Below are 17,256 nucleotides of genomic sequence, written 5' to 3'. Positions count from 1 at the left end.
ATCAGGACCGACGGCGGTCCGGAACGTGAGTTCCGGGCCGTTTTGCGTTATGGCCCGGGCAAACAACCTGAGGAGGTGACGTATGGCATGGGTCTGGCTGGTGCTGGCGGGGCTGCTGGAGGTGGTGTGGGCCGTCGGCCTGAAGTATTCGGAGGGTTTCACGCGCTTGGTGTCCAGCGTGATAACCGCCGTTGCGGCGGCGGCCAGCTTCTGGCTGCTGGCGGTGGCGCTCAAGCACATTCCGCTCGGGACGGGCTATGCCATCTGGGTGGGAATCGGCGCGGTCGGCACGGCCTTTGTCGGCATGTGGTTGTTCCACGAGCCCGCCACGGCCGCGCGCCTGGTCTGCATCGGCCTGATCGTGGCCGGCATCATCGGCCTGAAGCTCGCGTCGTAGCGTGTGCCCTGCGCACGACCGAATGCGTCCATCACCGCCCCGGGTCTTCAGGGCATCCGGTAGATAGAGCCGAGCTTGCGCCGCTCCGCATCGTGCGGCGTGCGAAGCCCAAACCCGGAAGCAGCGGAGCGAGCTCCGCTCTACCGGATCACAGCCGATAGGCGACGGCCTTCATCAGTTTGGAGGCGGCGGCCATCAGTGTCGGGATCGGTGCGGGCAGAAGCCTGGCACCCGCCGCTTCGGCATGCTCGGCGTGGCGGGCTTCGTCGGCCTTCATCACGGTCAGGATGTCGCGGCTGCGCAGGTCGGCCGCCGGCAGGGTTTCCAGATGCTCGTCCAGGTGGGCTTCGACCTGGCGCTCCGTCTCCACCACGAAGCCGAGGCTCCAGCCGTCCCCGCGCAGGCCGGCGAGCGCGCCCAGCGCATAGCTGCCGGCGTACCACAGCGGGTTGAACAGACTGGGCCGGCTGTCCAGCTCGCGCAGGCGGTCCGCGCACCATGCCAGGTGGTCGGTCTCTTCCTGGGCGGCATCGAGCAGGTGGGCCCGGGTGGCGGGGTCGCGGGCCGCGGCGGCCTGGCCGAAGTAAAGGCCCTGGGCGCAGACCTCGCCCACGTGGTTGATGCGCATCAGGCCGGCGGCATGGCGCTGCTCGACGGGGTCGAGGGCGACCTCGGGGGTGTCGCCGGCCGGGTTGGCGCGCCGGGCGGGCGGGTTGCCGAAGACGGTGTCCAGGCCGCGCTGGGCCTCCACCAGCCAGTGATCGAGGGGCGAGAAGGTCCGCATGTTCATAAGGTCATTGTGCCGCCTGGCTGAGCTTGCGTCTGCCCCGCCGACCCTCCCCCGCGCCGTCCGGTCGGGGTTGCGCGCCGCCGCCGTGCTGCGTACAATCCCGCGTCTTGCGCTTCACCCTTCACAACGCGTGGCAAAGTTCCGCCCGGGAAACCGCGGAATCCGCCCGACCAGACAACGAGATTCACATGAGCACCTTTACCGCCAAGTCCGAGACCGTCCAGCGCGACTGGTACGTCGTCGACGCAGCAGGCAAGACCCTCGGTCGCCTGTCCACCGAGCTGGCACGTCGCCTCCGCGGCAAGCACAAGCCGGTCTACACCCCGCACGTCGATACCGGCGATTACCTGGTGGTGATCAACGCCGAGAAGATCCATGTGACCGGCAACAAGCTGGCCGACAAGAAGTATCACCGCTTCACCGGCTACATCGGCAACCTGAAGACCGAGACCCTGGCGCAGGCGCTGGAGCGCCACCCGGAACGCGTCATCGAAACCGCCGTGAAGGGCATGCTGCCGAAGGGCCCGCTGGGCCGCGACATGTATCGCAAGCTCAAGGTTTACGCCGGCCCGAATCATCCGCACGCCGCACAGCAGCCGCAGGTCCTGGACATCTAATCATGGCTATCACTCAGAACTACGGCACCGGCCGTCGCAAGTCCTCCACCGCCCGCGTGTTCCTGCGCAAGGGTTCCGGCAACATCACGGTCAATGGTCGTCCGCTGGACGAGTTCTTCGGCCGCGAGACCGGCCGCATGATCGTGCGCCAGCCGCTGGAGCTGACCAAGAACACCGAAACCTTCGACATCACCGTGACCACCACCGGTGGCGGCATCACCGGCCAGGCCGGCGCCATTCGCCTGGGCATCGCCCGCGCGCTGGTGGAATACGACGAAACGCTGAAGTCGGAACTGCGTAAGGCAGGCTTCGTGACCCGCGACGCCCGTGAAGTCGAGCGCAAGAAGGTCGGCCTGCACAAGGCGCGTCGCGCCACGCAGTTCTCCAAGCGCTAACAGACGCGCTACACTACGCGTCACTGGTTACACAGCCCCGTCGCCAAGCGGTAAGGCACCTGACTCTGACTCAGGCATTCGGTGGTTCGAATCCATCCGGGGCTGCCAACTCGACGTCCATTGGACATCCGCAAAAGCCCGCCTCTGGCGGGTTTTTGCGTTGAGGGGGTTTGCATGGTCGCAATGTTCCAACCGCCGTTCTGCCCGCCAGACGAGGCGCTGCGCCGCATGCAGGAGCGGGGCTACGTCGTCCTCGAGCCGCGCGCGATGGCGGAGGCGCTGGGCGTGGACCTCGAGGCGCTGGACGCGCTGTCGCCGAGCTGGGACCGGCTGGAAGTCGATGGCTATCTCAAGGATGGCGGGCGCTACCGGCGCCGACGGCATGCCTGCTTCGTGGTCGAGGCCGATCGCCTGCAACAGGCGCCGCACCGCGCGCACTGGCAGTCGCTGGACTACAACGCCCTGCACGGCGGCATGCAGCGCTGGTTCGAGCCGATCGAAGCCGGCGTGGCCGGCGCCCCGGCGTGGCGGCAACTGTTGCAGGGGCTGGGGCGCTGGTGCTCCGCGCTGAAGGGCGAACGCGCCTGGTATGTCGAAGCGCACCAGTTCCGCATCGATACCACCGACGGCATCGGTCGGCCGACACCGGAGGGTGCGCATCGCGATGGCGTGGATTTCGTCGCCGTCCTGCTGTTGGGGCGCGCCGGCATCAAGGGCGGCGAGACCCGGGTGTTCGCGGCGGCCGGGCCGGATGGCCAGCGCTTCACGCTGGAGGCGCCGTGGTCCTTGCTGTTCCTGGATGACGAGCGGGTGATCCACGAATCCACCCCCATCCAGCCGCTGGACGCGCATGGCCACCGCGATACGCTGGTGCTGACGTTCCGGCGGGACGGGTTCCAGGGCGATGCGACGGCAGGCTGACCACGCCGACGATTTGATTACAATTGAAACCATGGCGCGTGGGCGCCGGCATCTGGAGTTCCGATGAAGCTGGGTTCCCTGAAGGAAGGTGGTCGCGACGGCACGCTGATCGTGGTGTCGCGTGATCTGTCCCGTGGCGTGCGCGCCACCGGTATCGCGCCGACGCTGCAGCGTGCGCTGGAGGACTGGAGCAACATCGCGCCGCGCCTCAACGCGCTGTACGAGTCGCTGAATGCCGGCGATGCGGATGGCGCGTTCGACCTGGACATGCAGGCGCTCGCCGCACCGCTGCCGCGCGCCTACGAATTCGTCGACGGCAGTGCCTACCTGCCGCATGTGGAGCGCGTGCGCCGCGCACGCGGGGCCGAGGTGCCGGAGAGTTTCTACACCGATCCGCTGATGTACCAGGCCACCAGCGCCGCCTTCTATGGCCCGCGCGATCCGGTCAGGGTGGTCAGCGAGGAGTACGGCATCGACCTGGAAGCCGAGATCGTCGTGATCACCGATGACGTGCCGATGGCGGTGACGCCTGCGCAGGCCGCCGGCCACATCCAGCTGATCGGCCTGGTCAACGACGTCTCGCTGCGTAACCTGATCCCGGGCGAGCTGGCCAAGGGGTTCGGCTTCCTTCAGTCCAAGCCGCGCTCGGCGCTGTCGCCGGTGTTCGTGACGCCGGACGAACTGGATGACGCCTGGCGCGACAACAAGGTGCACCTCCCGCTGGTCACCCACATCAACGGCGCCTGGTTCGGTGCGCCGGAGGCCGGCGTGGACATGCAGTTCGACTTCGCCCAGCTGGTCGCGCACGCAGCGAAGACGCGGCCGCTGTCGGCCGGCACCATCGTCGGTTCGGGCACCATCGCCAACGAAGACACGTCCCTGGGCGCGTCGTGCTTCGCCGAGCAGCGCACGGTGGAGGCGCTGCGCGACGGCAAGCCGTCCACGCCGTTCATGAGCTTTGGTGACGTGGTCCGCATCGAAATGAAGAATCGTGACGGCCATTCCATTTTCGGTGCGATCGAGCAGCGGATCGAGCCGCAACCCTTGCCTTGAAGGCGTGCCCGGGCCCAGTGTGACTGCGGGAAGGGAGCAGGGCATGGACGCGGATTCCGGGCACTTGAAGGCGCAAACCGCGGGGAGCGGCTTGCATGGCTGAGCAACTCAAGCTGTATTCCTACTGGCGCTCCAGCGCCGCCTACCGCGTGCGCATCGGCCTGAACCTGAAAGGGCTGGCCTACGAGACCGTGCCCGTGCATCTGGTCCGCGACGGTGGGCAACAGCACGCGCCGGACTATGTCGCCAAGAACCCCCAGCACATGGTGCCCACGCTGCAGCATGGCGTGCGCGTCATCCGGCAATCGCTGGCGATCCTGGAATACCTCGACGAGGCCTGGCCGTCGCCACGCCTGTTGCCGATGACGGCCCGCGACCGGGCGCGCGTGCGGGCGCTGGCGCAGATGGTTGCCTGCGACATCCATCCGCTGAACAACCTGCGCGTGCTGCAGTACTTCGAAGGCACGTGGAACGTGCCCCAATCCGAGCGCGACGACTGGATCAAGCACTGGGTCATCGACGGGTTCACGGCCATGGAAACGCTGCTGGCCGAGGACGCGGCCACCGGCACCTTCTGCCACGGTGCGACGCCGGGCCTGGCCGACTGCTGTCTGGTGCCGCAGGTCTTCAATGCACGCCGGTTCGGCGTGGACATGGGCGCGTTCCCGACCCTCGTCCGCATCGAACAGGCCTGCCTGGCCCTGCCCGCGTTCGATCAGGCGCGGCCCGAGAACCAGCCCGACGCCAACGCCTGAGCCACCCGCCGACATGAAAACGGGCGGGTTTCCCCGCCCGTTCCGGCCTTTCCAGCAGTGATCGCCCCGTTCAGCCGAAGCCGTGCGTGATGCGCGGCGAACTGCTGCCACCGCTGTCGTAGTCCGCATACGGGTCGTGCTCGCCCTTGCTGCCTTCGGACAGGCGGAACTTCAGCGCCAGGCCGTCGCGCGAGTCGGCCGCGCGCAGCGCTTCCTCCTGCTCGATCTGGCCTTCCTTGACCATGCGGAACAGGCACTGGTCGAAGGTCTCCATGCCTTCCTCCAGCGACTCCTCCATGGCGGCCTTGATCTCGTGCACCTGCCCGCGGCGCAGCAGGTCGCGGATCATCGGGGTGTTGATCAGGACTTCCGACGCCGGCATGCGACGGCCGTCGACGCCCTTGACCAGCCGCTGCGAGACCACCGCCCGCAGGTTGAGCGCTAGGTTCATCAGCACGTTCTTGTGGGCGCTTTCGGGGAAGAAGTTGAGGATGCGCTCGATGGTCTGGTCGGCATTGTTCGAGTGCAGCGTCGCCAGGCACAGGTGGCCGGTCTCGGCGAAGGCGATGGCGGCCTCCATCGTGGTGGCGTCGAGGATCTCGCCGATCAGGATGACGTCGGGCGCCTCGCGCATCGCATTCTTCAGTGCGTTGTGGAAGGCGTGCGTATCCAGGCCCACCTCGCGCTGGTTGACGATCGACTGCTTGTGCTTGTGCAGGTATTCGATCGGGTCCTCGATGGTGAGGATGTGGCCGGTGCTGGTGGTGTTGCGGTAGTCGATCATCGAGGCCAGCGAGGTCGACTTGCCCGAACCCGTGGAGCCGACGATCAGCACCAGCCCGCGCGGAGTCATGATGATGTCCTTCAGCACCGGCGGCAGGTTCAGTTCCTCGATGGTCGGGATGACGCTGCGGATGGCACGGATGACCATGCCCACTTCGCCGCGCTGCTTGAACACGTTGACGCGGAAGCGGCCGGCATCCTGCAGGGCGATGGCCATGTTGAGCTCGAGTTCGCGCTCGAACACCGGCACCTGGCCTTCGTCCATCAGCGAATAGGCGATCTTCTTGACCATCCCGGGCGGCAGCCCGGTGTTGCCCAGCGGGTAGAGCTTGCCCTCGATCTTGATGTAGACCGGCGCCCCGGTCGTGAGAAACATGTCCGAGGCGTTCTTCTCGGTCATCAGCTTCAGGAAATAGCCGATGTCCATATGCAAAGCTCCCCACGATGCGCGGCGACGTTGCAACGGCGCCAAAGGCTTCCGACAATGGCCGCGCGTACCCCTCAACGACACGGCACCCCAATGACAGCTAGCTTCTCACACTTCCGACGGCCCCTGCATGTGATGGCCGCCGCAGTAGCGGCATTGTCCTTGTTGGGTGCGCCGGCGTACGCGCAGAGCGTGCCGACGCCCGAACTGGAAGCGGCGGTGCAGGCTGTGCAGCGCGCGGACCAGGCCGATGCCGACCAGTACGCGCCGGAGCCACTGGCCATCGCACGGCAGACGCTGGCGCAGGCCCAGGCGGCGCACGCGTCACGCGACAAGAAGAAGGCACTGGATCTCGCGCAACGGGCGGCGGTGGACGCCGATCTGGCCCGCGCGCGCAGCCAGGAGGCCGTGGCCTCGGCCGAGGTGGCGCAGCGCCGGGCGGAGATCGCGGACCTGCAGCAGCAGCTCGGCGCGGAGGGCAAGCGATGAGCGGTGTCCGCAAGCGCATGCAGCTGGCGATGGCAGGGCTCGTCTTCGCACTCGCCGCCTTGCCGGCCGGTGCGGCCGACAATCCGGTCATCGTGCAGTTGAACCAGCGGCTGGCCGCGCTGCAGGCGGATCCGGTGCTCGCCGACGTGGCCGCGTACGAGAAGCTGCAGGCGCAGAACGCCATCGCCGCCTTCGACAAGGCCCGCCGCAGCCAGCGCGAGACGGCGCAGTACATCGCCGAGCGCCGCGTCGAGATCGCCGAAACCGCCGCGCGCGCGCAGGCCGCCCGCCGCGAGGCCGACCGGCTGGATCGCACCCGTAGTGAGTTGCTGGTGGAGGCCAGCCGCCGTGAAGCCGAGCGCGCCCGTCGCGAGGCCGAACGCCTGCGCGTGCAGGCGCAGATCCAGGCCGAGGAAGCCGAGCGCCTGCGCCTGGCGGCGGAAGCTGAGGCGCTGGCGCGCCAGGAAGCGGAAACCACGCTGGACACGGTGGCCGGCCAGCAGGCCAACCGCCTGAGCGCGGCGCGCCAGCGCGAGCTGAAGCTGGCGCGCGAGGAGGCGGAGCTGGTCTCCGGCGCCAAACTGCCGGCCTCGAAGTTCGAGGCGCGGGGCGAGGTATTCACGCTGGGAGCGGACGTGTTCGCCGGCAACTCCGCCAAGCTGTCGAGCAGCGGCACGTCCAGCACAAGCGCGCTCGCGGCCTACCTGCAGGCCAATCCCAAGGCGCGTGCCAGGATCGAGGGTTATGGCGACAAGCAGACGCCGGGCCAGCGCCGGGCAGATGCCCTGCGTGATGCGCTGACGGCGGCGGGCGTTTCCCGCTCGCGCCTGCAGAGTGCCGGCAAGGGCGCCGGAACCAAAGCGCGCGCGCTGGAAGTCGTCATCACGCATTGATTTCATCATGTAAATCAATGGGTTGCACGGAGTCAGGCGGGTTTCGGGCCGTTTGCCTGAATGTTCGCCGATCGCAGGTTTCCTTTGCAAATCAATCGCTTGTCCCAGCCCTTGTCGGGCTGAGAGTGCAGGAGTAGGGTCGTATACCCAAGCGGCTCCCGCCGCTTGGCTCACCGGAGAATCGACCCGATGACGCCCGTACCCACCGCCCAGGAGACCGCCGCCGGCAAGCATGCCGTTGGGGCCATTCCGGCGGGGCGTACCCGCACCACCGGCCAGATGCTCCGCTCCCAAGCCAACGCCCCGTGCCTGTGAAGGCCGGGGCGTTCGTGTTTCCGCTGAAGGAGGTAACGATCATGTTCGAAGGTCAACCGCAGGCCGACATCGATGCACTCATCAAGGCCGATCCGGAGTTCAAGCAGCTGTACCAGCGCCATCGCGAGCTCGACAAGAAGGTCACCGACGCCGAACTCGGCGTACTGCCCATCGACGACACGCTGCTCGGCCAGATGAAGCGCGAAAAGCTGCACGCCAAGGAGCGATTGCTCCGGATCTACGACGCCAAACCCCACTGACCCTCCCCTGACTTTCTCGTCGCGGGCGGCGGCGGCCTCCTCGTCGGCCGTCGCCGTCCGCGTCACCCAATGCGATAATCCGGGCCCGTACCGCACCGGATGCACGGCCGCATGGCGATCCACTCTTCCGTACTCGAGCTGATCGGCGACACGCCGATCGTCCAGGCCAGGCGCCTCGACACCGGGCTCTGCACCCTCTACCTGAAGCTCGAGAGCGCCAATCCCGGCGGATCCATCAAGGACCGCATCGGCATGTCGATGATCGAGGCGGCCGAAAAGCGCGGCGACCTGAAGCCGGGCGCCACGCTGGTGGAAGGCACGGCCGGCAACACCGGCATCGGTCTGGCCCTGGTCGCGCAGCAGAAGGGCTACAAGCTGATGCTGGTGGTCCCGGACAAGATGAGCCGGGAGAAGATCTTCAACCTCAAGGCCATGGGCGCCGAGGTCATCCTGACCCGCTCGGACGTCGCCAAGGGGCACCCCGAGTATTACCAGGACCTGGCCGAGCGCATCGCACGCGAAACGCCCGGGGCCTACTTCATCAATCAGTTCGGCAATCCCGACAACCCGGCGGCGCATGAATTCGGCACCGGACCGGAGATCCTGCGGCAGATGGACGGGCAGCTGGACGCCATCGTGTTCGGTTGCGGCAGCTCCGGCACCATGACCGGCCTGTCGCGCTGTTTCGCCGAACACTCGCCGCAGACCGAGATGGTGCTGGCCGATCCGGTCGGATCGATCCTGACGCAGTACATCAACGAGGGCACGCTGAGCACCAAGTCCGGCAGTTGGCTGGTCGAGGGTATCGGCGAGGACTTCCTGCCGCAGATCTCGGATTTCACACGGGTCAGGAAGGCCTATGCGATCAGCGACGCGGAGAGCTTCCACACGGCGCGCGAACTGCTGGCGAAGGAGGGCATCCTGGGGGGCTCGTCCACCGGCACCCTGCTGGCGGCCGCACTGAAGTACTGCCGCGAGCAGACCACGCCGAAGCGGGTGCTCGTGTTCGTCTGCGACACCGGCAACAAGTACCTGTCGAAGATGTACAACGACTACTGGATGCTGGACAACGGCTTCATCGAGCGTCCCCAGTACGGCGACCTGCGCGACCTGATCCTGCGCCCGTACAGCCAGCGGGACACGGTCGTGGTCAGTCCGACCGACCTGCTGACCACCGCCTACCAGCGCATGAAGCTGTACGACGTCTCGCAGCTGCCCGTCATGGAGGGCGACAGACTGGCCGGTATCGTCGACGAGAGCGACGTGCTGCTGCATGTCTACGGCGACGAGGCCCGCTTCCGCGACCCGGTCTCCACCGCCATGGTGAGCAAGCTGGACCGCCTGGACGTGCGTTCGCCCATCGAGGCCCTGCTGCCGGTATTCGACCGCGGTCAGGTGGCCATCATCACGGACGGCGACGTGTTCCTGGGACTGATCACCCGCATCGACCTGCTCAACTACCTGCGACGCCGCGCACAGTAGACCCCACCGGCCCGTGCCCTTGGCGCGGGCGAGGGCTGGCATGGACGGCACGTTAAGGCCCGGCTGGTAGAATGCCCGGCTGTTTGAAGGAACATGAACATGGCGCACTCATCCACCCCCGGCAGCGGGGAGCCCGGCGACCTCGCCCTGGGGACGCTGGCCATCCACGGCGGGCAATCCCCGGACCCCAGCACGGGCGCGGTCATGCCGCCGATCTACGCGACGTCCACGTATGCGCAGAGCAGTCCCGGCGTGCACCAGGGTTTCGAGTATTCCCGGACCCACAATCCCACCCGTTTCGCCTACGAGCGCTGCGTCGCCGCACTGGAAGGCGGCACCCGCGGTTTCGCCTTCGCCTCCGGCATGGCCGCGACCTCGACCGTGCTGGAACTGCTGGACAGCGGCAGCCACGTCATCGCCATGGACGACCTGTACGGCGGCAGCTACCGCCTGTTCGAGCGCGTGCGCAAGCGTACCGCCGCGCTGGATTTCAGCTTCGTCGACCTGACCGACCTGGCCGCGTTCGAGTCCTCGATCCGTCCGGAAACGCGACTGGTCTGGGTGGAAACCCCGACCAACCCCATGCTGAAGATCGTCGACATCGCCGCCGTCTGCGAGATCGCGCACAGGCGCGGTCTGCGCGTGGTGGTCGACAACACCTTCGCCTCGCCGATGCTGCAGCGCCCGCTGCAACTCGGCGCCGACATCGTGATGCACTCGGCCACCAAGTACCTCAACGGCCACTCCGACATGGTCGGCGGCATGGTGGTGGTCGGCGACGACGCCGAGCTGGCCGAACAGATGGCCTTCCTGCAGAACTCCATCGGGGCCGTGCAGGGACCGTTCGACAGCTTCCTCGCCCTACGCGGCCTGAAGACGCTGCACCTGCGCATGAAGGCGCATTGCGACAATGCACTGGCGCTGGCGCAGTGGCTGGAAACGCATCCGGCGATCGAGAAGGTCATCTATCCGGGGCTCACGTCGCACCCCCAGCATGCGCTTGCCAGCCGACAGATGCAGGGCTACGGCGGGATCATTTCCATCGTGCTGAAGGGCGGTTTCGACGCGGCAAGGAAGTTCTGCGAGAACACTCGCCTGTTCACGCTCGCGGAATCACTCGGCGGCGTGGAAAGCCTCGTGAATCATCCGGCTGTGATGACACATGCGTCGGTGCCGGTGGAGCGGCGGGAGAAGTTGGGTATCAGTGATGGGCTGGTGCGGTTGAGTGTGGGGGGAGAGGCCTTGGGGGATCTGCGCGCTGACTTAGAGGAGGCTCTATGGAAGTCGGAACCCGCGAAGGCGCAGCAGTGTTAAGGGCGGGGCGCGCTTGAACCGCGGTTGCCGGCGTTACTCGATGTCGCCTATCGCATTAGGGTGGACCCTAGCGCACAACCGGGACCTGCTACGTGGGCTCGTCGTGCGCGAAGTCATTGGTCGCTATCGCGGTTCGGTGATGGGATTGCTCTGGTCATTCTTCAATCCGATCCTGATGCTGGCCGTCTATACCTTCGTCTTCAGCTACGTGTTCAACGCGCGTTGGAGCGGTGGGGATGGTTCCAAGACGGAATTCGCGTTGGTCCTTTTCGCAGGACTGATGGTGTTCAACATGTTCGCTGAATGCTGTAACCGCGCACCGTTGCTCATCACCGGCAACGTCGGTTATGTGAAGAAAGTTGTGTTCCCTTTGGAAATCCTGCCGATCATATCGTTGGGGTCCAGTCTGTTCCACCTTCTCGTCAGCTTCGTGGTCTGGCTAGTGTTCTATGCGGTCTTCGTCGGAATTCCTTCGCCGACCGTGGCATTGTTGCCGGTAGCTGTGTTGCCCTTGATCCTAATGACGCTGGGCTTCTCTTGGATGCTGGCATCGCTGGGTGTCTACCTACGCGATGTCGCGCAGGTGATCGGTGTGGTGACCCTGGTGTTGATGTATCTGTCGCCAATCTTCTACCCGATTTCTGTTATGCCGGAGCAGTACCGGCCATTCATGAACATCAGCCCGCTGACCTCAACCGTCGAGCAGGTCCGCGACATTTTGATGTGGGGCAGGGGCTTGGACTGGTCGACATGGTTGATTTCGATGGTGGTGGGCCTGCTGGTGGCGTGGCTGGGGTTTGTCTGGTTCCAGAAGACCCGCAGGGGGTTTGCCGATGTCCTTTGAGCCGGCTATCTCGATCAGCAACATTTCGAAGTGCTTCGAGATGTACGATACGCCGCGCGACAGGCTGCGCCAATTCTTTGCCCCAAAGGGACGCAAGTACTACCGCGAGTTCTGGGCGCTCAACGATGTTTCATTCGACGTCGCCCCAGGCGAGACGGTCGGTATCCTGGGCCGCAACGGCGGCGGCAAGAGCACCTTGCTTCAGATCATCGCCGGGACACTAACGCCCACGTCCGGCGAGGTCCGCGTGAACGGCTTGCTGGCGGCTCTGCTGGAGCTGGGGTCTGGCTTCAATCCGGACTTCACCGGTCGCGAGAACGTCTTCCTAAATGGCGCGGTGCTAGGATTCTCGCGGGAACGTATGGAGGAGAAGTTCGCGGAAATCGAGACCTTCGCTGACATCGGTGAGCATATGGAACAGCCGGTCCGCACCTACTCCAGCGGCATGTACGTGCGGCTTGCGTTCGCGGTCCAGGCCTGCGTCGATCCGCAGGTGCTGATCGTGGATGAAGCGTTGTCGGTCGGAGACGAGAAGTTCCAGCGCAAATGCTATGATTATATCGAAGGACTCCGAGCACGGGGCTGCGCGATCTTGCTCGTTACCCACGCCACCTCGACCGTCGAGAAGTTCTGCCAACGTGCCGTGCTGCTTCACAAGGGGCGGCTGCATGGCATCGGCGAGGCCAATGCGATTATCGACCAATACCACGCCTTGCTGTACTCGGACGAGAAGGCGTATCTGCGGTATGTCAACTCAGAGGCCGCCGAAGCTGCCGCGCCGCTGCCGCCGAACGTCGCCATCGGCACCGAACCTGCGGGGACGGGTAGCGAAGATGAGAACGATGGCGGGTCGGCGCAGCCAGACCTCGCTGAGACGCCGGGCGCGGGAGTGGTTCCGCCCAGCGCTGCCGAAGCAAGGGGCCAACTGCGCGCATGCATCGAGGGATGGTCCGCGACGGATGACGCCGGCGAGCCTTGCGAAGTGTTCATGAGCGGCGAGAAGGTAATCCTGAGCGCGCGCATTAAGGCCTTCGACGCGATCGAGGAAATGCAGTTCGGCGTGCTGCTGCGTACGGTGGAGGGAGTTTCCGCATTCGGCAGCAGCACCATGTATCACGAGGCGAACCTGCGACATGTCGCTGCCGGAGACGTATGCGAGGTCAAGTTCGCTATAGACCTCACGCTGTGCGAAGGAACGTATTTCGTTACATTGGCACTGGCCGAGGCGATCAGCCACGCAGACATGGCCTACCTCGATCGCAGGACCGACGTAGTCATACTCAAGGTGCGCTCGCCGCGGGCCAAGGGAACGGGGATCGCAGCGCTCCCGGTCGACGTTACCTTCAAGAAGTTGTCATGAGGCGGTTTCTCGAGAAGCGATGAGCGCCGGAGATTCCATGGAAAAGTCGCTGATGATCGTTGCCGAGACGTTTGAGATCGGCGGCGTGGAGACCTACATCCGCAGCCAGGTCGCACAGGTATTGGCCCAAGGTTGGCGCGTGCATCTGATCTGTGGCCCCTCTTTTTCGGCGGCTATGCTCCCGTCCGGATTGACCACCGTAGTCAGCGATCTTGGACTGGGTCCTGGGGCGAGCATCGAAGAGTTCCTTGGATGCGTGGACCGCATGGTCGAGATTGCGCGACGCCATGATGTCTCGCTTATCCACGCGCATCCGTTTACGTCGCTGTTCCCCGCCGTTGCGGTCGCCTCTTCGATGGGCATCCCGTGCATAGCGACGCTGCACGGCCCAAACTCGATTTCCGGGAGCTACGGCGCGGCATACGACTTCATGCTCGGGTCCCTGGTCCTGCCTGCCGCCAGCCGGGTATTCGCCGTGTCGGCCGAAGTCGCGGCGTTGGCCCGGCCTTTCGTCGAAGAGGATCGGCTAAGCATCGTACTCAATGCGACGGCGCCACGCTCGAGCTCCTCCATCCTCGCCACGCCGCCGCAGGGCGGACGATGGCTCGCCGTGGGTCGGCTGGACCAGGCAAAGTCGGGCGGCATTATCCAATTCGCCCGCGCGGCGATGGATGCCGGCATTGCGGGCGTGGATATTTGCGGAGACGGCCCCAGCCGAGACCATGTACAGGCAGCGCTGTCCGAGCTTATCGATCGCGGCGACGTTCGATTGTTGGGTGCGCATCCGGAGGCGGCGGCCTTGATGCCGTCGTATGCGGGCGTGGCCGGCATGGGCCGCGTCGCATTGGAGGGGCTGATCGCCGGCGTGCCGGTCGTGCTGGTCGGATACGACGGCATCAAGGGCGTGCTCGATGCGGACCTGTATGCGGCGGCATCTTGGGCTAATCTTTCCGGGCGTGGCCTAGCCAACATCAGCAATCTGATGTTGACAGAACAGCTCGAACGGATCGACGCCGATGGCACCGCGTCGCTAGCCGCACGCATTGAGTCGGAGCGCGATGCCGCGGTGCTGTGGGCGGATTTCACCGCCGAGGCGCGACACCTTACGCCGGTGCGTTCGGAGACCGTCGAAACCTACATGCAACAGCTGCGCGCGGCGCATCCACACTCGCGAGCGTCGGCGTTCTGGTCGCGTGAGGTCATGGATACGCTGTCGCGCGTGGTGGCCGCGCCCTCCTTGGAAGGCAGCCCCCTGGTGGCGGCCTACGCTGTGCATTCGCTGGCGAACACCCGTGCGGTCGTCGAACAGCAGGCAAGCGCGACCCGCGAGATGATCGAGCGGCAGGCAGGCGAGGCCCGCTCCGCGCTCCGCGGCCTGGCCGAGGCGATTGCCGACGGGCGCCAGCAAGAACTGATCGCGCGGCAGTTGCGCGAATGGATGCTCGACTCCGAGGCGAGGACGGCGGAGCTGTTGGACCGGCGGCTGGCCTCCGGTGGCGAGGCAATGGCCGAACAGTTGCGGGAGATCGTCGACCGGATAGCGACGCACCGGCACGAGGAGGCTAGCCGAACGGACCAGGCATTACGCGGCATGTCAGCGGAGTTGTTGAAGGGCGTACGCGAAGCTTTGGTCGCCGAGGTGGATCGGCTCAACGGCTGCTATGCCGAGGCCGCAGCCCAGGGTGAAGCCACGCTCCAGAGTCTTGCGGATATCCACCGGGCCCTCGCGCAACAAGCAGCCGCCGCCGAAGCGGCTCGCGGCGACGACCGGCTGGCGATGAACGAAGCAATCACGGGAATGGAAGCAAAGATGGAACGAGCGCTGCAGGAAATGGAATCCACAGTCCGCCAGGACCTTGTCCGTATTTCCAGCGAGCTCGACACGCAGGCGGAGATGGGGCGCGACATCATCGAACTGCACCAGCGCGTGCTGGAACTCGAGCAGGAGTTGGTCGATGTCTACGGCAGCACGTCTTGGGCACTAACACGGCCGATGCGCGCGATTAAGCGAATCCTCGTGCAGCCGCGCGCGACGTGGCGCCACGTCCGGTCCGTCTTATCCGGGAATCCGCCCTCGGACGGCCACGCCCCCGGCTCGCCCACGGCTTCGAGCCGGCTGCGTCGTGCTTGGAATCTGATCAGACGCTCGGCGCGTACGGGCCGCCTTGATCCGGCCGATAAAGCGCGGCTGCTGGGCATGATCCGTTCCAACTACACGTCGGCCATCGCCACCTTGGGAGTCGAGGTCAAGCGTCCGCCACTGGCGCCGGCCGAAGACGGTCTCGAAGACGTGTTCGTCTGGTCGGTGATCGACTGGCACTTCCGCATGCAGCGCCCGCAACACCTCGCCGCCGCGCTGGCGGGCAAGGGACACCGGGTCTTCTACATTTCCAACAATTTCGTCGACTCCAGGGACGCGGGCTTTTCAGTCGAGGCACTGGATACGGAAGGCCGGCTGTTTCAAGTCAACTTGAATGTCCCGGGAGCACCCCAGATCTACTTTGACGTGGCCAGCGCCGAGCAGGTCGCCGCTATCCAAGCCAGCTTGGCCAGCCTGCTCGGATGGACGGCTACCACCAGTTCGATGTCGCTAGTCCAGCATCCGTTTTGGATTGAGCCGGCACAAAGCCTTCCGAACATGCGCCTCGTGTACGACTGCATGGACCACCACGGCGGCTTCGAAAACAACGCGGAGAGCGTCTTGGCCGGCGAGCGCACTCTGGTCACTGCGTCGGATCTCCTGATCGTCACTTCGCAATGGCTGTACGACGAGATGTGCGATAAGTCGGCGAATATCGCGATGATCCGCAATGCAACTGAGTACGAGCATTTCTGCGATCGTCCCGCCAAGGTGTTCGTCGATCCCGACGGGCGCCGGATCATCGGCTACTACGGGGCGATTGCGGAGTGGTTCGATGTCGAGCTGATTCGGCAGGTGGCCAGCGACCATCCGCGGGATCTGGTGGTGCTGGTAGGTCGGGATACCGCCGGAGCAGAAGAGCGTCTTAAGGGATTGCCGAACGTTCGGTTCGTGGGCGAAGTGCCGTACGCGGAGCTGCCGTACTGGGTGCATGCCTTCGACGTCTGTCTGCTGCCGTTCCTGATCATTCCCCTGACCTTGGCCACTAATCCCGTCAAGGTCTATGAATACCTTAGCGCTGGCAAGCCCGTCGTGTCTGTCGACCTGCCAGAGATGGCCCAGTTCAATGGACTGGTGTCGCTGGCCGATGAGCCGATCGAGTTCTCGCGAGCGGTGACGCATGCGTTGGAGCCATCGGCCTCGGCAGCCTCCGCGGTGCAGGCTCGGCAGGCATTCGCTCGCCAACAGACGTGGGCCCATCGCGCGGCCGATCTGGATCGCGCGATGGACGCCATCGAAGAGCCGAAAGTCAGCGTCGTTGTTCTATGCTTTAACAACCTGGATTTCACCCGGGCCTGCTTGGACAGCCTGGATTTGTACAGCGACTACCCAAACCTAGAGGTCATCGCGGTTGACAACGCCTCAACCGACGGCACTCAAGATTTCCTCAGACAGTGGGAGGCCGAAGGCGCCAATCGCCGCTTCATCGGCAACGCTACCAATCTAGGTTTTTCGGCTGGTAACAACGTTGGCTTGCGTGCGGCGACCGGTGAGTATCTGGTCGTACTTAACAACGACACCTATGTCACCCCCGGCTGGGTGCGCGGCCTGGTCCGGCATCTGCGGCGCAACCCGCAAGCAGGGCTGATCGGTCCGGTGACGAATAATATCGGTAACGAGGCACGTATCGAGATCCACTACGCGAGCATGGAAGAGATGATCGCGAGCGCGGGTAACTATACGCGCCGCCATCCGGGCCACGCGTTTCCGATGGGCGTGGCCGCCTTCTTCTGCGTTATGTTGACGCGGCGTGCTTACGAGGCTGTCGGCCCAATGGACGAGGATTTCGGTGTCGGCTTCTTCGAAGACGACGACTACTGCCGGCGGCTTGCGCTGTGCGGTTTTGAAATCCTCTGCGCCGACGATGTGTTCGTGCACCACCACCTGTCGGCCAGCTTCAACCAACTCAAGGCCGATGCTAAACAGGAGCTGTTCGAAAAGAACAAGAAGATCTACGAGGCCAAGTGGGGACCCTGGGTTCCCCACGTGTACCGCGAGCGCAGGCCGAGCTGAGACTAGGT

The 17,256-nt window shown here is 65.2% G+C and carries 16 protein-coding genes and 1 tRNA gene; 15 read left to right on the top strand and 2 right to left on the bottom strand.

The genetic code is table 11. From position 1 onward, the window contains the following. Positions 1-82 precede the first annotated feature (82 nt). A complete protein-coding gene (gene sugE / locus VGN58_RS13955; RefSeq protein ID WP_327483787.1) occupies positions 83-397 on the top strand; it encodes a quaternary ammonium compound efflux SMR transporter SugE in 315 nt (104 codons plus the stop codon). Positions 398-545: 148 nt separating this feature from the next. Here sugE and coq7 read toward each other — a convergent pair whose 3' ends face one another. Then, positions 546-1,187 (bottom strand): 2-polyprenyl-3-methyl-6-methoxy-1,4-benzoquinone monooxygenase, encoded by a 642-nt coding sequence (gene coq7, locus VGN58_RS13950; protein ID WP_327483786.1) that lies wholly within the window; start codon positions 1,185-1,187, stop codon positions 546-548. A gap of 188 nt (positions 1,188-1,375) precedes the next feature. Here coq7 and rplM point away from each other — a divergent pair, with 188 nt between their 5' ends. From rplM to maiA, 6 genes are all read left to right on the top strand, one after another. Next, positions 1,376-1,804 carry a 50S ribosomal protein L13 gene (gene rplM / locus VGN58_RS13945; protein WP_055936916.1) on the top strand — a complete coding sequence of 143 codons (429 nt, stop codon included), beginning with the start codon at positions 1,376-1,378 and terminating at the stop codon, positions 1,802-1,804. 2 nt (positions 1,805-1,806) lie between these two features. Further along, positions 1,807-2,199 carry a 30S ribosomal protein S9 gene (gene rpsI / locus VGN58_RS13940; RefSeq protein WP_056879499.1) on the top strand — a complete coding sequence of 131 codons (393 nt, stop codon included), beginning with the start codon at positions 1,807-1,809 and terminating at the stop codon, positions 2,197-2,199. 33 nt (positions 2,200-2,232) lie between these two features. Next, positions 2,233-2,307: transfer RNA gene (locus VGN58_RS13935), tRNA-Gln, on the top strand. Between the two features lie 66 nt (positions 2,308-2,373). Next, on the top strand, positions 2,374-3,120 hold the full coding sequence (locus tag VGN58_RS13930) for a 2OG-Fe dioxygenase family protein (protein WP_327483785.1): 747 nt from the start codon (positions 2,374-2,376) through the stop codon (positions 3,118-3,120). A 63-nt stretch (positions 3,121-3,183) separates the two neighbouring features. Continuing rightward, the gene (locus tag VGN58_RS13925; protein ID WP_327483784.1) at positions 3,184-4,173 is read left to right on the top strand and encodes a fumarylacetoacetate hydrolase family protein; all 990 of its coding nucleotides are present in this window, start codon (positions 3,184-3,186) and stop codon (positions 4,171-4,173) included. A 95-nt stretch (positions 4,174-4,268) separates the two neighbouring features. Then, positions 4,269-4,928, top strand: a complete 660-nt coding sequence (gene maiA / locus VGN58_RS13920) for a maleylacetoacetate isomerase (protein ID WP_327483783.1) — start codon at positions 4,269-4,271, stop codon at positions 4,926-4,928. Between the two features lie 70 nt (positions 4,929-4,998). Here the strand turns inward: maiA and VGN58_RS13915 are convergent, their stop codons facing one another. Continuing rightward, positions 4,999-6,138 carry a PilT/PilU family type 4a pilus ATPase gene (locus VGN58_RS13915; RefSeq protein ID WP_327483782.1) on the bottom strand — a complete coding sequence of 380 codons (1,140 nt, stop codon included), beginning with the start codon at positions 6,136-6,138 and terminating at the stop codon, positions 4,999-5,001. A 93-nt stretch (positions 6,139-6,231) separates the two neighbouring features. Between VGN58_RS13915 and VGN58_RS13910 the strand changes: the two genes are divergently transcribed. From VGN58_RS13910 to VGN58_RS13875, 8 genes are all read left to right on the top strand, one after another. Further along, the gene (locus VGN58_RS13910) at positions 6,232-6,627 is read left to right on the top strand and encodes a DUF4398 domain-containing protein (RefSeq protein ID WP_327483781.1); all 396 of its coding nucleotides are present in this window, start codon (positions 6,232-6,234) and stop codon (positions 6,625-6,627) included. A 17-nt stretch (positions 6,628-6,644) separates the two neighbouring features. After that, complete coding sequence (locus tag VGN58_RS13905) at positions 6,645-7,520, top strand: OmpA family protein (RefSeq protein ID WP_414710826.1); 876 nt, start codon at positions 6,645-6,647, stop codon at positions 7,518-7,520. A 356-nt stretch (positions 7,521-7,876) separates the two neighbouring features. Beyond that, complete coding sequence (locus VGN58_RS13900; RefSeq protein WP_055940917.1) at positions 7,877-8,095, top strand: YdcH family protein; 219 nt, start codon at positions 7,877-7,879, stop codon at positions 8,093-8,095. Between the two features lie 111 nt (positions 8,096-8,206). Continuing rightward, complete coding sequence (locus tag VGN58_RS13895; RefSeq protein ID WP_327483779.1) at positions 8,207-9,577, top strand: pyridoxal-phosphate dependent enzyme; 1,371 nt, start codon at positions 8,207-8,209, stop codon at positions 9,575-9,577. 99 nt (positions 9,578-9,676) lie between these two features. Beyond that, complete coding sequence (locus VGN58_RS13890) at positions 9,677-10,891, top strand: cystathionine gamma-synthase (RefSeq protein WP_327483778.1); 1,215 nt, start codon at positions 9,677-9,679, stop codon at positions 10,889-10,891. Positions 10,892-10,994: 103 nt separating this feature from the next. Next, positions 10,995-11,735, top strand: coding sequence for an ABC transporter permease (locus tag VGN58_RS13885; RefSeq protein ID WP_327483777.1), 741 nt, complete (start codon positions 10,995-10,997; stop codon positions 11,733-11,735). Continuing rightward, complete coding sequence (locus VGN58_RS13880) at positions 11,725-13,095, top strand: ABC transporter ATP-binding protein (RefSeq protein ID WP_327483776.1); 1,371 nt, start codon at positions 11,725-11,727, stop codon at positions 13,093-13,095. The genes VGN58_RS13885 and VGN58_RS13880 overlap by 11 nt, the downstream gene beginning before the upstream one ends. A 37-nt stretch (positions 13,096-13,132) precedes the next feature. Beyond that, on the top strand, positions 13,133-17,248 hold the full coding sequence (locus tag VGN58_RS13875) for a glycosyltransferase (protein WP_327483775.1): 4,116 nt from the start codon (positions 13,133-13,135) through the stop codon (positions 17,246-17,248). Positions 17,249-17,256 lie beyond the last annotated feature (8 nt).

Origin of the sequence: Pseudoxanthomonas sp. (assembly GCF_035999195.1) — a bacterium.
Taxonomy (GTDB): Bacteria; Pseudomonadota; Gammaproteobacteria; order Xanthomonadales; family Xanthomonadaceae; genus Pseudoxanthomonas_A.
Note: the sequence above shows the minus strand (reverse complement) of the source record. Positions and strands in the feature narration are given on the sequence as shown.

What these genes read in the sequence shown, in the direction of transcription:
- sugE (WP_327483787.1), top strand. Translation starts at nt 83, where the DNA reads ATGGCATGGGTCTGGCTGGTGCTGGCGGGGCTGCTGGAGGTGGTGTGG.
- coq7 (WP_327483786.1), bottom strand. Translation starts at nt 1,187, where the DNA reads ATGAACATGCGGACCTTCTCGCCCCTCGATCACTGGCTGGTGGAGGCC.
- rplM (WP_055936916.1), top strand. Translation starts at nt 1,376, where the DNA reads ATGAGCACCTTTACCGCCAAGTCCGAGACCGTCCAGCGCGACTGGTAC.
- rpsI (WP_056879499.1), top strand. Translation starts at nt 1,807, where the DNA reads ATGGCTATCACTCAGAACTACGGCACCGGCCGTCGCAAGTCCTCCACC.
- VGN58_RS13930 (WP_327483785.1), top strand. Translation starts at nt 2,374, where the DNA reads ATGGTCGCAATGTTCCAACCGCCGTTCTGCCCGCCAGACGAGGCGCTG.
- VGN58_RS13925 (WP_327483784.1), top strand. Translation starts at nt 3,184, where the DNA reads ATGAAGCTGGGTTCCCTGAAGGAAGGTGGTCGCGACGGCACGCTGATC.
- maiA (WP_327483783.1), top strand. Translation starts at nt 4,269, where the DNA reads ATGGCTGAGCAACTCAAGCTGTATTCCTACTGGCGCTCCAGCGCCGCC.
- VGN58_RS13915 (WP_327483782.1), bottom strand. Translation starts at nt 6,138, where the DNA reads ATGGACATCGGCTATTTCCTGAAGCTGATGACCGAGAAGAACGCCTCG.
- VGN58_RS13910 (WP_327483781.1), top strand. Translation starts at nt 6,232, where the DNA reads ATGACAGCTAGCTTCTCACACTTCCGACGGCCCCTGCATGTGATGGCC.
- VGN58_RS13905 (WP_414710826.1), top strand. Translation starts at nt 6,645, where the DNA reads ATGCAGCTGGCGATGGCAGGGCTCGTCTTCGCACTCGCCGCCTTGCCG.
- VGN58_RS13900 (WP_055940917.1), top strand. Translation starts at nt 7,877, where the DNA reads ATGTTCGAAGGTCAACCGCAGGCCGACATCGATGCACTCATCAAGGCC.
- VGN58_RS13895 (WP_327483779.1), top strand. Translation starts at nt 8,207, where the DNA reads ATGGCGATCCACTCTTCCGTACTCGAGCTGATCGGCGACACGCCGATC.
- VGN58_RS13890 (WP_327483778.1), top strand. Translation starts at nt 9,677, where the DNA reads ATGGCGCACTCATCCACCCCCGGCAGCGGGGAGCCCGGCGACCTCGCC.
- VGN58_RS13880 (WP_327483776.1), top strand. Translation starts at nt 11,725, where the DNA reads ATGTCCTTTGAGCCGGCTATCTCGATCAGCAACATTTCGAAGTGCTTC.
- VGN58_RS13875 (WP_327483775.1), top strand. Translation starts at nt 13,133, where the DNA reads ATGGAAAAGTCGCTGATGATCGTTGCCGAGACGTTTGAGATCGGCGGC.